The organism is Bartonella sp. B10834G3 (assembly GCF_016102505.1).
Classification (GTDB): Bacteria; Pseudomonadota; Alphaproteobacteria; order Rhizobiales; family Rhizobiaceae; genus Bartonella; species Bartonella choladocola.
Map to the genome: position 1 here is coordinate 12,763 of NZ_JACFOM010000001.1, position 15,257 is coordinate 28,019.

The 15,257-nt window shown below is 41.4% G+C and carries 10 protein-coding genes and 1 tRNA gene; 2 read left to right on the forward strand and 9 right to left on the reverse strand.

Annotated elements, in window-relative coordinates; all coding sequences use genetic code 11:
• Positions 1–3 precede the first annotated feature (3 nt).
• From H3S94_RS00060 to H3S94_RS00095, 8 genes are all read right to left on the reverse strand, one after another.
• A complete protein-coding gene (locus tag H3S94_RS00060) occupies positions 4–2,655 on the reverse strand; it encodes a DUF262 domain-containing protein (RefSeq protein ID WP_198239952.1) in 2,652 nt (883 codons plus the stop codon).
• Positions 2,656–2,660: 5 nt separating this feature from the next.
• Positions 2,661–4,841: a DUF262 domain-containing protein gene (locus tag H3S94_RS00065; protein WP_198239953.1), complete on the reverse strand. Its 2,181-nt coding sequence runs from the start codon at positions 4,839–4,841 to the stop codon at positions 2,661–2,663.
• 489 nt (positions 4,842–5,330) lie between these two features.
• Positions 5,331–5,603, reverse strand: a complete 273-nt coding sequence (locus H3S94_RS11820; RefSeq protein ID WP_210327950.1) for a hypothetical protein — start codon at positions 5,601–5,603, stop codon at positions 5,331–5,333.
• Between the two features lie 461 nt (positions 5,604–6,064).
• The gene (locus H3S94_RS00075; protein WP_188318082.1) at positions 6,065–6,853 is read right to left on the reverse strand and encodes an amino acid ABC transporter ATP-binding protein; all 789 of its coding nucleotides are present in this window, start codon (positions 6,851–6,853) and stop codon (positions 6,065–6,067) included.
• Entirely contained in the window at positions 6,846–7,766 is a 921-nt protein-coding gene (locus H3S94_RS00080) for an amino acid ABC transporter permease (protein WP_077991582.1), read from the reverse strand. The genes H3S94_RS00075 and H3S94_RS00080 overlap by 8 nt, the downstream gene beginning before the upstream one ends.
• Positions 7,767–7,779: 13 nt before the next feature.
• On the reverse strand, positions 7,780–8,676 hold the full coding sequence (locus tag H3S94_RS00085) for an ABC transporter substrate-binding protein (RefSeq protein ID WP_198239954.1): 897 nt from the start codon (positions 8,674–8,676) through the stop codon (positions 7,780–7,782).
• A 41-nt stretch (positions 8,677–8,717) separates the two neighbouring features.
• Complete coding sequence (locus H3S94_RS00090; protein ID WP_198239955.1) at positions 8,718–9,506, reverse strand: deaminated glutathione amidase; 789 nt, start codon at positions 9,504–9,506, stop codon at positions 8,718–8,720.
• A gap of 44 nt (positions 9,507–9,550) precedes the next feature.
• Positions 9,551–10,507 (reverse strand): ABC transporter substrate-binding protein, encoded by a 957-nt coding sequence (locus H3S94_RS00095; protein WP_198239956.1) that lies wholly within the window; start codon positions 10,505–10,507, stop codon positions 9,551–9,553.
• A gap of 161 nt (positions 10,508–10,668) precedes the next feature.
• On the opposite strand from H3S94_RS00095, the gene H3S94_RS00100 reads away from it, so the two are divergent.
• Complete coding sequence (locus H3S94_RS00100; protein ID WP_198239957.1) at positions 10,669–12,027, forward strand: PLP-dependent aminotransferase family protein; 1,359 nt, start codon at positions 10,669–10,671, stop codon at positions 12,025–12,027.
• A gap of 597 nt (positions 12,028–12,624) precedes the next feature.
• Here H3S94_RS00100 and H3S94_RS00105 read toward each other — a convergent pair.
• A tRNA-Ser gene (locus H3S94_RS00105) sits at positions 12,625–12,715 on the reverse strand.
• An 841-nt stretch (positions 12,716–13,556) separates the two neighbouring features.
• Between H3S94_RS00105 and H3S94_RS00110 the strand changes: the two genes are divergently transcribed.
• Positions 13,557–14,828 (forward strand): porin, encoded by a 1,272-nt coding sequence (locus H3S94_RS00110; RefSeq protein ID WP_198239958.1) that lies wholly within the window; start codon positions 13,557–13,559, stop codon positions 14,826–14,828.
• Positions 14,829–15,257: the final 429 nt, after the last annotated feature.

A 15,257-nucleotide genomic window follows, 5' to 3' on the forward strand; every position in this document is an offset into this window, starting at 1 on the left:
CGTTTAATTTACACGATTTTTGAAAAATTTGACGATGTAATCAATACGGTCGACTTTGTCATACAACCGACATGTCCCCTCCCCTTCATCACCTTTTTCATGTAAATACCCATCTTCCCCTTTCAATACTATAATACCTTTTTCGGGGGCAGACGACTTAACATCATCATTATTGAATAAAGGAGCGAGATCATTTTCGTCTCTAAAGCGCATTTTTAGCTCGTCGCTACACTGATCTCTATTAGTCGGTGAAGATGATAGCTGCCAACCGGTTTCGACCCCATGGAGATAAACTCCTTTTTCTATTTCCAGACCTTCATCCTCAAAATCGCGTTCCGGTCTTTCATCCCGAGGCCCGCACGGTAAAAATTCTATTTCTTTATCCAATTCCTGCTTCATTTTTTCAGCAACACAAAATAGAAACGGGTTCCAATACACTCTCACATTCTTTTTAAAATATACATTGCTGGTAAATATATGACCGTATTCTTTACATCTCAATAGCTTATATTTTGACTCCTTCGGTATAAAAAGATCCGAATATTTTACTAAATAATATCTCCAGCAAAGTTCTTCAGACTGCTCGCACTCTATAAGCCATTCTTTATTTTTTTCATAAAGTATATCTTCTATTTCTTTTTCCGTTTCGCTCTGTTCTGCAATATAGCGGCATAATTTTGTGACTGCTCGCCGACAATCCATCCTTTGATTATATATGCTTCTGCTGAATATATCGTTCCAATGCCCACCGCTCTCTCTTGCTCCATAGGTAAAGTAGGAACCGGTTTGCCATGCGTAATCGCCTTCGCATAATAAGGAGTTTTTTAGTAACTCACTGTCGGAATTGTCCGCAAAGTGACTGAAAAGTTTATCTCCTGCCTCTATAATTTTACGATCAAAGCAGATAAACTTTTCTGGCTCCGGCTGTTCACACTCTTCTGTTTCCTGCTGTTCGCACAGAGAAAATGCGCCTAAATTACCACGGAAAAATTCGTGATTTTCAAGCCGGTTCAATGCGTTCAGCAATTTTTCATCATCTTTATGTTCCCGGCGCAGTTTCAATTTTACCGCTTCTTCATTTATTTGATAAACATTGAAACTGCTTTCCCTGATCCATTGGTTTTCATTGTCGACCCGATCCCGCGGACCACTGCTCAACAGATCGCGTGAAACAATATCCTCTTTTTCATTTAATGGATCAGTTAAAATAATCTTCACCATTTCGCATAATTGCGCCGGATATTTTTCATATCGAAGATTGTCGGCCGAATTTTCAAGAAGATTGCGAATGGTACGCAGTGATTCCCGCATCGCTTTTATATCTTCTGCGTCAATTGCCAAGTTGGCATCCTTATCATATGAAATTTTTTGCCATATTAACAATAAAAGCGCAAATAAAAGAAGACGAACGGCAACAGGCTCTTCCTTTTCATTATTGATTAAATGATCAAAAATATTTTCTTCAGCATTATTGAATAAAGCAACTTTTGAGAATGAATTATCATTATTAATTTCGTTGCTACTATCCGAATCCTTTTTATAAAATATTTCTTTGAGTATCCAATCTATTTTATCGTTACCGATGTCATTTATTGCATCGAGTAAACGTTTTAACCCATCAATATTGTTACCGTCTATATTAGATAAAAACGATGTTTTTCCAACTACATGATAGAATATCTCGAACAACTTCATGGTTCGGACATCGTCTGACATATTTGTTGCTTGATTATCTTCCGCGCGGATTTGCTCGTCGTTCAAGAGATATAAAATAGTGCCAATATAACGCAAAAAACGCGCAAATGCCTTGTCACATAACACCGCTTTGTCAACGTAATAAAATTTATAGCCTGAACAGATATTATCCCAAAAAATGCTGATCCATGACGTATCAAAACATCTTTCTATCTCGTCCAATGGCGTTTTGATTTTCAGTTCACCTCTCAAGGATTTTTCTCTCAAGTGTTCCACAAATTTCGCTTTGAAATTTTCAAATTCGGTGAGTTGTTTGCCGCGCGCGTTCATTTTTATGTAAAGTTCATCGCTTTTCAATGACAGGTCGTGCAATGGCTTATAAAAAAATGTGATAAGCGGTGGTTCTTCTGTTAATCTTTTCCAAAGATCTGGAATATCTTTAAATTTCGTATGGATCGCATCCAGCATGACCAGCATACCGGATATTGATTGATCAAATTTCCACCTCGCAACATACCAGGGAGCTTTTTTGATAATTGATGAAATGTCCTTGTCGTCGGAAAGACGTTTAAATAAAAAACCGGATTCATTATTAAGTTTTTTAATAAATATCCGCGTGCTTTCACGAATTTCATAACAAAAGCGGTTAAAAAATTCTTTTTCCTCGGCTAATTTTTCGGCTTTTCCTGCAGCGTACCAGTGCAATAAAAACAATGTGGTCAACCGTTGTTGCCCATCAAACGGCTTGAATTGTCTCTTATCTTCCTCCCCATAGATAAAATCGAGATGTAACGGTTTTTTATCTTTACACGCCTTATAAAGTGCATCCGAAAAGTCATGACGAATAGACTTTACCTTTTCCGTGAGACGTCCTTGCGCATAATCACGTTGTATCATCGGGATAACAACTTCAGTTTCTTTCAAAAGTTGGTAAAAGCTTTTGACCGTGCTACTCCCCATGATGTTCATCCCAATAAATACTCAAGTTTTTCTTTGATGTCGTCTTGATATGCTTTGCGATCTTTCGCTGTCCAATACAGATGACCTTGTTCTTCCATGCTAAACAAGCGCAAGAATACAGCTTGGGTAGCGGGCGGAATGAAATTGCCTTGTTTCATTTCTTCAACAATTTTGTTCTGTTTGACACGAAAAATCGAATTGTTCAGAGCACTGTTTGCCGTACGGTCCAGAAGCGCAAGGTTTGACAACTCATGTAACCTGTTATCAATCACTTCAGTCGGGCCTGCTCTATCATCAAAAAATTCCAATATGCGTTTCGACAACCTTAAAAACTCTTCTTTCGTATCAGGAAGTTTGAATGGCTCCGAATATTCAAATAATTCCGAAGATTTGAGCTTGTCCATCAACTCTTCAACGTGTTTAGACAGGGGCTGAAGATCATCTTTTCTCCGCAGATTATCGCTTTGAAGGTTGTCCTCTTTCCGGGAGCCATCCTTTTGAAGGTCATCCTTTTTCCGGTCTTCACCTCGCGGAGAAATGCTCGCCACTACTTCCAGATGGCCTTCCAACCAAGTCAACCATTGTTCTTTTGTATTGAGCTCCTCAACATTTTGCGCCTTGATGTGTTCTATTGACCATTTCTTTTGGTGATGGGCAGAGAAGTCATATCGGGGCTTTTTACCCGTTGTTTTCATACTTCTCACATATTCGACATTATATAAAAATAAGGCTCTTTGGCATCCTGCTCTATCGGTTTCATACGTATATTCGAGAACCGTTTCCAGATCGGGATAAAAACTTTTGATATTACCTTTAACTTCTTCCTTTAACTTGTCTTTTTCCAGATCTTTAAAGTCCGAAAACAGGTATTGATTCATTTGTTTTTCAGCAAATAAATAACCAATCCAATGATAAAGGTCGTTATCGTCATACCAGGTTTGTAACTTCCATAGATCAAGCTGGATTGCTTCCCATATCTGTTTGACATTTTTTTTGGCAAACTTCTCTGCTTCCGCATTTTTTAATTCTTTTTCGAGCGCCATAAAAGAAGCAAGTTTGTTATCTTCATCGCTTTTTTTGTTAAAATGAAAATCCAGAAGAAAATCTATGCGCGTTTGATAACGTTCATCTTCAAAACTTTTGTTTCGTCGATCTTTAACATTCGACGAATAATCATTTTCCGAAAAACCGAGAAATCCCCAAAATTCCGGTTTTCGCAACTCGTATTCAAGATTATCCCACCCAACGCTAATCAAGCCGCGCTCCGTTTCAATATCCGGCAAGTTTTCATTAGCGTCTTTATTATTTTGCGATTTGTAATAAGCAGGATTGAGGAGTGCTGCGCGGCTTAGCTCGGCATTCGTCAAGGGAATTTTTCCGCTATTCAAACGTGTAAATGCCGCTATTTCACCACTGGAATCGCTATCATCAATTACGTACCAAAGTACTTTTACTTGCTTAGCAAATGTTTCATAAAACTTTGACCAGTCGATACCTTCTTCATTCTTCTTATCAATATATTTTTTTATATTTCTGTAAGCATTGTAGATAAAATATAAATCTATACTCCCACAGTCTTTTTCTGTGGGTTCTATACCATTTGCTATACGTTTTAAAAGTCTATCACTTTCATCCCGTGTATTAATGGTTAGAGTGTAATTTATAAAATCACTTTTTTCACTATCGCAACGTGAACTATCGTTTTTTTCCTGAATATCGTCGGGGAAAATATAGTAAGTGGCTTTTGCAAAATAATCGAGATAAATGGCATCGCGGTCTACAGGTTTGTTAATTGACTTACCATAACCGATTTTTTCCCCGACATAATTGTTCAACAGAACCGAATTTAATAAAAGCACTGTCGTTAAACGTTGTTGCCCATCAACAATATTTATTTCGGGATCTTTTTCTTCGTTACCGGTTCCATCGCTATATTTCTCCACAACCATAATAGGTTGAAGAAAATAGATTTTGTTTTCTTTGCCATTCTTGAATTGTTCATAAAACTCGAAAATATCATTTAAAAAGTCATTAATCTGTTGGTCATTCCATCGGTAACCACGCTGATAACCGGGAATAATAAAATTTCCCTTCAACTCGTTAAGAGCACGTAATTCACCGCTGTTTCCAGATAATCGCTTGGAATGTTCGTCGTCGGTATTTCCTGTATCTTGCTCTTTATCCATATTGATTTTCTGACAATCTTTAAAAAATAAAAATTCTGAACAAGAATTATATTGTTTCGTTTCGGTACGCAATTATTGAAACAGAAGTGCATAAAGATTTTTAAAAATTCAATACCGAAATTATGTCTCAATCACTTATAACGTTTCATCAATTAATGAACTTAATTAATCTATTTTCATTTTCATCTTTGTTGATAGATCGTTCTTTCCGGAAGTCATGAAAACCCCGAACAGTCGGTAAAACAATGTGGACAAAGAAGCAAAAAAACGGTTTCCACTTAAACTGTTGTTACCCAGATTGAACAAGGCGAACTTGAAAAATGTGATAAATTGTATTGACGGATGCGTTCGAAAAAAATGGCTGATATAGTGTAACTAGTGATTTCGCATATTTCTTTTACATAAAATGTTTCACGATGGCATGGCGTTATTGTCAGGTTCATTGCAACGTGTCTGAAGGGCGTGAGATGGACCTGCTTTACGCAATGGTTAAATTGCACCACCCATTGAACGCGATCGTTCATTTTCGCTTTTATGTTTGCCTGCAAACAAGATGCCATTCCAGATCGAAATTGTTGCATGCTTGTCCTTGACTATCTTGTCCTTGACCATGTGTGAATTTTTATAAACTTGCCATGCTCCTGAAGCGTTGCCTCGCCCTCTCCCGTCATCAGAACGGAAAATGCGAATGCATTCTCGCAGCAGTTCTTTTAAACGACGCCCCTTTTCCTCTGTTCTCTCAATGCCGATTGCTTTGAACACTGCTCCATAGGAAGCGAGCCTTTCAATTGTTATGATCTATGGATAAGCGTGCTTTTTCACGGACTTCAGGATGGACTTTCCGACACCCCTGATATTGCGTTTCTTTGAAACACGGCATCTCTGAACTTCACCCTCATGATCGACAACACGCCAAAAATAATGCTGCACGCTGTTGATCGTTTAACCATTTTGATCCGGATGCCATTGCCGGTTTGGACACTTCCCGTTACGCTTCTTAACGATAAAACGAGCCAATCATCTGCCAAAGCTGTTATTCCGACAATATCTATCGCATGTAAACCATCACGGCTAGTTGGATGATTTCGGATGACGTTTTGACATGTTTGAAGGGATCCGACTTGACTATTTCCCAATGTTAGCACGCCATCCGCAAAGCGCAGAGTTATTCTGCCAAGGCCTTTACATATGCTTATGATATTGATTGGCAAACATTAAAATATTCAGATGAAACGACTGAGAAATTCTTTTGTTCTTGGTGCTTGAGGATTTCCTATGACATCTTCAGGCTTACCCTGTTCTATAATATAGCCATCATCCATAAAAATAACACGGTCTGCAACCTCGCGTGCAAAACCTATTTCATGTGTTACGATAATCATGGTCATGCCTTGTTTGGCGAGGTCGCGCATGGTTTCAAGGACTTCGCCAACCAGCTCCGGATCGAGAGCAGATGTCGGTTCGTCAAACAAAAGAAGTTTTGGCCGGATAGCGAGTGCGCGCGCAATAGCAACACGTTGTTGTTGTCCGCCGGAAAGTTGTGACGGATAGAAACCGGCCTTATCACCGAGACCAACCCTATCAAGCAATTCCAATGCGTGTTCACATGCTTTTTGGCGCGTGATTTTATGAACATGTATTGGTGCTTCAATAATATTTTCCAGCACCGTCATGTGCGGATAGAGATTGAACTGCTGGAAGACCATACCGATAGAGCGCCGTTGTTTGGCAATGCCGCGACTGGATAGCGGCATAAGCTTGTTATGGCTCCATTTAAAGCCGATTTGTTCATCGCCGACCATAATCATGCCTTGATTAATAACCTCAAGACGATTGATACAGCGCAAAAATGTTGATTTTCCTGAGCCGGAAGGCCCCAATATCACGATTGTTTCACCAATTCTAACGTCGACATCAAGACCTTTGAGAACTTGTAGATCACCGAAGGATTTGTGAATATTTCGTGCGACAACCAAAGGCGGTTCTGAAGAGTTTATATGCTTTTCAACCATTTTCAGTTCCCCCGGCGGTTACAATCTCAGTTCTTTTTGGAAGCGGATGTGTTCCTTTCTCTCCACGTCCATAATAACGCTCGATGAAACCTTGGCCGATATTCAAGATCGACGTAATGATGAGGTACCAGATCACGGCAACCATCAGCATAGGGATAACCTCGAAAGTGCGGTTATAGATAGATTGGACTGAATAAAGCATGTCAGACATGGCAATAACGCTGACAAGCGATGTTGATTTAATCATGCTGATTAACTGGTTTCCCGTGGGAGGTACGATAGAACGCATAGCTTGTGGAATAATGATACGGCGTAATGCCTGAATCTTTGTCATGCCGAATGCATCACACGTTTCATATTGTTCCTTTTTAACTGATAACAGACCAGCGCGTATGATTTCTGCCATATAGGCAGCTTCATTAAGAGCCAGACCTGCAATGGCAGCAGTCAATGGTGTAATCAGGTCATTCGTATCCCATGAAATAAAAGTAGGACCGAACGGGATACCGATGCTGATTTTTGGAACCAGCGTAGAAAGATTATACCAGAAAATCAGTTGTACCAGGAGTGGAGTGCCACGAAAAAACCAGATGTAAAGACCGGCAACGCTTCGTGCAAGGTAGTCGTTTGATAAGCGTGCAACAGCAATTACCAGACCAATTGCGACACCGAGAACCATGGATATGACTGTAAGCCATAAAGTCGTCAGCAACCCCTTCATAATTGAATATTCGGTAAACCATTCCCGGATAATCGGCCATCCGAAGTTGGGATTGTTTGCAACACGCCATAACAGGATGCCTGCAATAAGGAGTACGACGATCCAGACAACAATACGTCCTAGCGGTACAACATGATGAGCATTGACGACATCACGTTTCTGCCAGTCATTATGATCGGTCTCTTCACGCATGACTATTTTGCCCTTATTTGCTCATATCTGTTGCCATATTCACATCGACCGACTTGACCATATTATTTTCAAGCCCCCATTTTTTCATGATGATTTCATAGGTTCCATTGGCAATAAGCTCATTGAATGCGCTTTTTAAAACATTGCCCAGTGGACTGTTTTTGGCGACAACTGCGCCTTGATAAATGTCCTCGAAGCCATTTTTTTGCCCAATACCGGCAAGTTCAAGCTGTCCGTTTGCCTGTTGGACAAAATAAGTAAGGGGAGCCTGAGACGAGAAGAAAGCGTCTGCGCGATTTGAACGAACAGAAAGAATAGCCGTTGGCTGATCGGCGAAAGACAAGACATTTACTGCCGGTTTGCCATCCTTGATGCAGACTTCCGACTGTTGTTTGATTACTTTTTCGGCCGAGCCGGCAGCCATAACGGAAATGCGTTTGCCACATGTTTCACCAAGGTTGGTGATGTTTTCCGGATTGCCCTTCTTGACGGCAAAAACAACAAATTCTTGTACATAATCGATAAAATCATTTGCACCTTGACGGGAAGGATAGTCACCGACAGGCCCGATAGACAGATCATAGCGACCTGAATTGACGCCGCTCAGTTCGGCAGCAAGACCGGAAACCGTCAAATGTTCGATTTTCAAGCCAAGAATTTCTGATATGGCTTGCGAAAAGTCTTCGCTGGCACCATCAATGTCTGTATTGCTTTTTGCAATAATATAGGGCGGGAAAGAACCACCATTGACGGATATTAATTTTCCTGATTCAAGGTTCTTGGCAGGCAATTTGGCGCGAAGTTCTTCATTTACTTTCTGCTTTGGAATTGTGATGTCCTGTGCAAAAGAAGATGTGCAGCCAATCATCAGAAAAAGACAAGTGACCAGTTTTGTTAACTTATTTTTCATTCCCCATATCCTTTTTGGTTTTACCCGTATTCTTTTTGATCTTATGTGAGTTCAGGTGTTTTGAACTTCCGGTTTTTTAAAACGGGCAATATTTTTCGTGCGTGTTCAATGCGTTCTTTTGAAAGATTTGCATAAACGAGAGCGGGAGCCTCGCCAGCTTGTAAAATGGCAACGCCAAGAGGATCAACGACCATACTGGCGCCGATATTGCGTTCACCGCATTCACCAACAGCTATCATATAGCAGGTATTTTCAAGTGCGCGTGCGGTGACAAGAATGTTCCAATGCGCTTCTTTGCCTAAACCACGCACCCATGCTGCCGGCAATAGGAAAGCATCGGCACCATCTGCAGCCAATCGTCTTGCAAGTTCCGGAAAACGGACATCATAGCACGTCATCAATCCGAATTTGAAACCGCCGATTTCAACCAATGCAGGGACTTCGGAGCCAGGTTCGACATTGGCGGATTCTTGCATATTAAAGGCATCATAAAGATGCAATTTTGTATAACATGCGATGATTTTACCTTTGTGAATGACAAGATGGTTGTTATGAACGCGTTTTTCACCTGTTGTTGTATGTACAGTCATTGCCACAGCCATAGGCATCGTCCTGCTTTTTTCAATCACTGCGCTGATGAAGGGACCATCAAGTGGTTGGGCCGATTTGAGAACGATTTCAGGATCGGCAATATCTCGTGCCAAAATACCTTCCGGCAGCACAAGAAGCTCTGCATTTTGTTGATTGGCCTTTTCCATCAGACCAAGGACCGTTTCCAAATTTTTTTCCCATATTTTGCCGACTGCAAACTGCCCTAATGCGATTTTCATATTTTTTCCTTTGAAAATATCGTGACGTTGAAACGATGTATCAGTCAGAATCTGTGTGGAAAAAGATCCTCGACAGTCAAATTATGCGGCAGGATTTTTTGCCGATATAGCTCTGAAGTAAAATCTCTTATCATTCTGGAGTTCGTTTCCAGCCCGCTTGAATCCCAGTCTGCGGCAAGGCGATAGGCGCTATATTTCAGATCATCCAATATCCACGGAGTTGTCTCTGCATATTTGCGCCGTTTATTGAGCCACAATTTTTTGGACGCATTCAACAGGCGGTCAACTTCGGCCACAGCTTCGGAATGTTTTTCAACAAAGTCTTTTTTGAAAGCCAACATATGAATTCCCGGAATATATCCGACTTTGTCATAATAGGCTTGTTCGCTAGCTCTGAAATCCGGTAACAACTGTCTAAAAGACGTTGATGAATTGAAAAAGCCATCCGGCATAAAGGGTGTCATGATGGCATCGAGCCAACCATTTTCAAGGAGTTCAACCATCGGTTTTTCATCAGGAGCAGCTTCTATGCGTCCAGGCCTGCCAAAGCCATCAAGGCGGTCTGTGATCGGATGTGCCGCAGTAAGACGACCTGCATACCAATAGGCATCCTCGACATCTATGCCTTCATGAAAAAGCGCCGTACGTGTCCAGACGTTACCTGAATCACGCCATCCTGTGACACCGATACGCTTGCCTGCAAGCTCGCTAAAAGTGGTGATAGGGCTATCTTTTCGTGTGATAAGACAACGATGGCGGAAACCACGCATCAGAAAATGCGGCACACCGATAAGCCGGTCATCATGAGCAGCGCGTGCAGAGGCATAGCGGCTGAAAGATGTTTCTGCAACGTCATAACTGTCACTTTCTGCGAGATTGGTTACGAGTGTTCCAACGCGTTCAATCTCAAGATCGACATGATCGGATTGAATATCACCGATGAGCAAGGGCGTCAGATAATCCCAATCACGAAAAGCAGCACGTATTTTGATTTTAGCCATAAAATCCTCCAACCCCAGATAAACGGCATATTCTATCCCTATATTGAAGATTAATTGTTTAGTTATAATTGTTCAAATACTATTATGTTATTGAACAATTAAAATATTAGACGATAAAAAAGCAGGGAAAGAACAAAATCGGGAAAGATTAAGTTTGGCAAATGAAGCACATTGATACAGAATGGTTGGCTGGTCAGATCAGCGATCGTACAACGAGAGGAATCGCAACCCGGACGAGCAATCTCATTGCAAGTGGCAAGCTTGAATTGGGTGCAAAATTACCGCCATTGCGAGAACTGGCCTATGTTATGAAAGTCAGTCCCGCTACATTATCCAATGCATGGAAAGAGTTGCGAAAACATCGTGTAATCACCGGCAAAGGACGCAACGGTTCATGGATCAGTGGTGTGCGTACATCTCCGGGGCCGTCCCGTTTTCTGAATGCGCATCCCTCTCGCATGGGACAGGCCGGTAATTATGATAGCAATACTATTGATCTCAGCTGGTCGGTGCCTGATCCCGACTTGTTGCCATCACTGGACAAAGCGATGCAACACGGCGTCAAAGTTGCCAATCTGAACAGTTATGATCGTGAAAAAATTCTGCCTGAATTGCGCGAGGCAGTGGAAGCCCGTTGGCCCTATAAGCCGGAAGGTTTCCTTGTTACCAATGGTGGTTATAGTGCGATCCATGCCATATTGCATGCACTTTATTTTGCAGGAGCCAAGATTGCGGTCGAAGATCCGACACCTATACGGATTTTGGATATTATTGAAGATATGGGAGTTGAACCCGTTCCGGTTGCTTGCGATGAGAATGGCCCGATACCGGATGCGCTTACAGAAGCTATAAAGCAGGAGCCGCAAGCCTTTCTTTATCAACCAAGACTTCATTCCATTCTTGGAGCCAAAATGACCTCGCAAAGATTGAAGTCATTGGCTAAAATACTGGAAAATTCAAAAATGATGATTATTGAAGATGATGGCCTTGGCGATATTTCATCATTGCCACCTTTATCTCTAGGGAGATATTTTCCCGATCGTGTCGTGCATATTCTGTCTTTTTCCAAGGCACTTGGGCCGGATTTACGTGTTGCTGTTTTGTCAGCTCCACTTTCTATCATATCTAAAATACAATCCTTTCGTGCTTTCAGTTCAGGTTGGACAAGCCGGATTATGCAATCGGCAACAGCATGGCTTTTGCAAGATGAGGCAACATTAAAGGGATTGGAAAAGGCAAGAGAAATATATAAGCAGCGTCGCGAGTCTCTTTATCAAGCTTTCGATCAATATGGTGTCAATGCGTTTCCGTGCCGCGGTGAAGGTTTTAGTATCTGGCTACCTGTTCCCGATGAACAATTTGCCATGATTACATTGGCCTCAAGGCGCATTGCTGTGTTGCCGGGTAGCAAGTGTTCTGTTTATAGAACGCAGGCATTACGTATATCTACATCCAATCTGGTGGACAATTATGATTATGTTGCAAAAGCTGTAAGGTTGGCATTGAAGCTCCCGGATTAACTTTCGCTTGTCCAAAAAGATACGCGTTGGTCATTTTTTTAAAAAGCATAGGATTTTTCCTTGAAAAACCCGTTGGAAACTTCATACAGCCCGACTGGAACAAACAGGAACATCTCTTCCTTACAGCCAATCATCCGTCATTCTCATAGTTCCTCGATGGAAGCCACTTCTCCATTCGCCGCCAGAAGTCGACGGCATGAGCGCGTGCCGGTTTTCAAAAGACCAAGAGATGGAACCACAACACAATATCAGAACGAGCGTTCCCCTTCACCAATCCCGATTTCCTGTTCATGAAAAGCTGTCAGTACATGCATCAGGCATAACCTTCCCTATAAACCGCTCGATCGAGGGCAAGCTCTGATATAAATTGACAGTAAAAAACGATTTTAAAAAAAATTTCCTGTCAATTCCCTGTATTTTAAGAAACAGGAAATCAAAACCGCATCGGCAAAAATCCCGAACACAGACTTCTGCCTGAAAAACGTCAATCGTACCTATGGAAAACCGTCTCGACCGTGAGACGAACCGCTCACCAACAGATATTTTTGTTTTCTATCCAGTGGATGGAGAGTTATGCAGTGAAATTCAGAACTTGCGTGGCGGAGAAGAAGGGATTCGAACCCTCGAGAGCCTTTTGAGCTCTACTCCCTTAGCAGGGGAGCGCCTTCGACCACTCGGCCACCTCTCCAAGAGGAGCCAATAAACATTCTTTAATGGAAGTTCAAGCAATTTTCGCGAATTTCTAAAATTTTATACATATTAATAATTCATTCCCTCGCATCGCACGAATGCTACTTCCTTCCTTCTCCTCACGGCGACGGCTTTTGCTTTTTCCTTTTTACCTGTTCCCCCTCTCCTATAAAGTCGACTTAATCATATCCAAAATGCGCCTTTTCCAAAATTCGACTTTTCAGCGAGCATGTTAACTGTCAATATCCTACAACCGACAGATTATATAATCCCAAATGCCCGATAACTTCTTATAAGTTCGAGAATGGGAGAAGCCCTACCCGTTCCCACTCTTTGCAAGCCCATCCTGAAACTGACATTATTTTTATTGGCGAGTTTTTCAAACTTGGTCGCAAAACCTGTGCTTTTACGGAAGCACCAAAATCACTGAAATAACGAATTGATACACATCAAAAATGACGAAATGTGTTACTTTCGTGAAGTTTGAAAAAATTGTTCCATATCGAGATAAAACGCTATGACGACTCGAAAACAACAGCTAGAAGCAATGAAATTCGATAGTTAACCAAAAATTAACGCGAAAAATATGGTTAATAATCCACAAATAAAACTGCAAACCCCCATTATTTTTGTGTCATTTTTGCAACAAGGCACCACGATACGCGCGCTTCCTCCCCAGTTTTTCTTATTTGGCGGTTGAATCGAAAATCATGTCAGGTATGTTCGTCTCATGAAGAAGGAGCGCTTGTGTGCGACTTTTTCGGTTAAGGGGATCGGGATTCAACTTTTTCTGAACTTCGTGAACCCGACCCAATTTTAACTTTGACTGGAGGTCAGATATGAACATTAAGAGCCTTCTTCTCGGCTCCGCTGCAGCTCTCATTGCAGTTTCTGGCGCTCGTGCAGCTGACGTAGTCGTTGCAGAGCCAGAGCCCGTTGAATATGTACGCGTTTGCGATGCATACGGTGAAGGATATTTCTACATTCCTGGAACCGAAACTTGCATGCGTATTTCCGGCTATGTCCGTGCAGACATCAAGGGCGGTGACAACGTTTATGCCCGTAAGCGTGGCAATATTGATCGTGATACCTACGCTTGGCGTACACGTGCAACCCTTCGTTTCCACACAGCTTCTGAAACTGAACTCGGAACACTGCGCACATTCATCGAATTGCGTTCACAGTGGGATCGTGGTGCAGAATACGACGGGAAAGATGCAGACTCCGCTTCAGGTCAGCTTCGTTTTGCTTTCATCGAACTCGGTGGTATCCGCGTTGGTCTTGATGAATCCATCTTCAACCACTGGACAGGTTATTATGGTAACGTCATCAATGACGACATCTTGAGCCCGATGGCTTACACACGTACCAATGTTATCAGCTACACATTCAACGCAGGAAACGGTTTCTCCGCTATCTTGGGTGTTGAACAAGGCAATGATGATGCGGACAAGTATGGTTATCGTTACTCCCATTTGGATAACGGCGACATCAACTTTAAACGCTATAAACTCAGCAGCAAGATTGATGACTATACACCGAATGTTGTTGGTGGCTTGAAGTTCGTTCAAGGCTGGGGTGGCGTTTCTGTTGTTGGTGCTTACGACGCTTATTATGAAGAATGGGCTGCCAAGGCTCGTTTGGATTTGAACGTTACCGACCAGTGGAGTGTTTGGGTCATGGGCGGATATAAATCTGCTGATGATTACTATGATCTCGATAACACATATGGTCTAAAAGATGGCAACGGACGCCATGCTGCACGTATTGGCCGTGACGGCGTCCTCAAGTATGGTATTTATCGTCAGGTCAACTCAATCTATGGCGATTGGGGTGGCGACTGGGCAGTTTGGGGCGGCACAACCTTCAAATTCAACAAGAAGGCCAGCTTCAATGCACAAGTTGCTTACGATGACACAGATACTTTTGCAGCATCCATCAACGTAAAATACGAGTTGGTACCAGGCTTGGTAATTACACCTGAATTGACATATATTTCTTGGGATGATGATTATGGCATTCGCAGTGAAGCTGCAAATGCAAAATATACCAGCTCCCTCAAGAATCAGGATGCTTTCCAGGGTATGGTTCGTATCCAACGTTCGTTCTAATTCTTAAGAGAATTATTAAAAAAAAGCCGGTGGTTTTCCACCGGCTTTTTTATTGGTATTTTCAGAATTTTACTTTTTATTTGTCTGTAAGCTCTGTCTCTGAATTATTTATTTTGACGTAATTCTTCGATATAACATTTTTAAGAAATAATTTATATGATTTATGAGCATGTTATATAAAAATATAAATGCGAATTATTTTTATCTGTTTTCTTTATAAATTAATTATATTTATTTTTTGAATTTTATTCATTCATTAATCTTTTTGTTTCAATAAGAAAAAATAAATACTATTCACTCCAATCATCGCTAAATAAAATACGTGGTATGCCTATGTATTTGGTGGCTCTGTCATTGCAGAGGATTACATAGAATTGTCGTTTTTACGATTTAACACGCGGCTATAACGATTTATTGATGTCGTGAGCA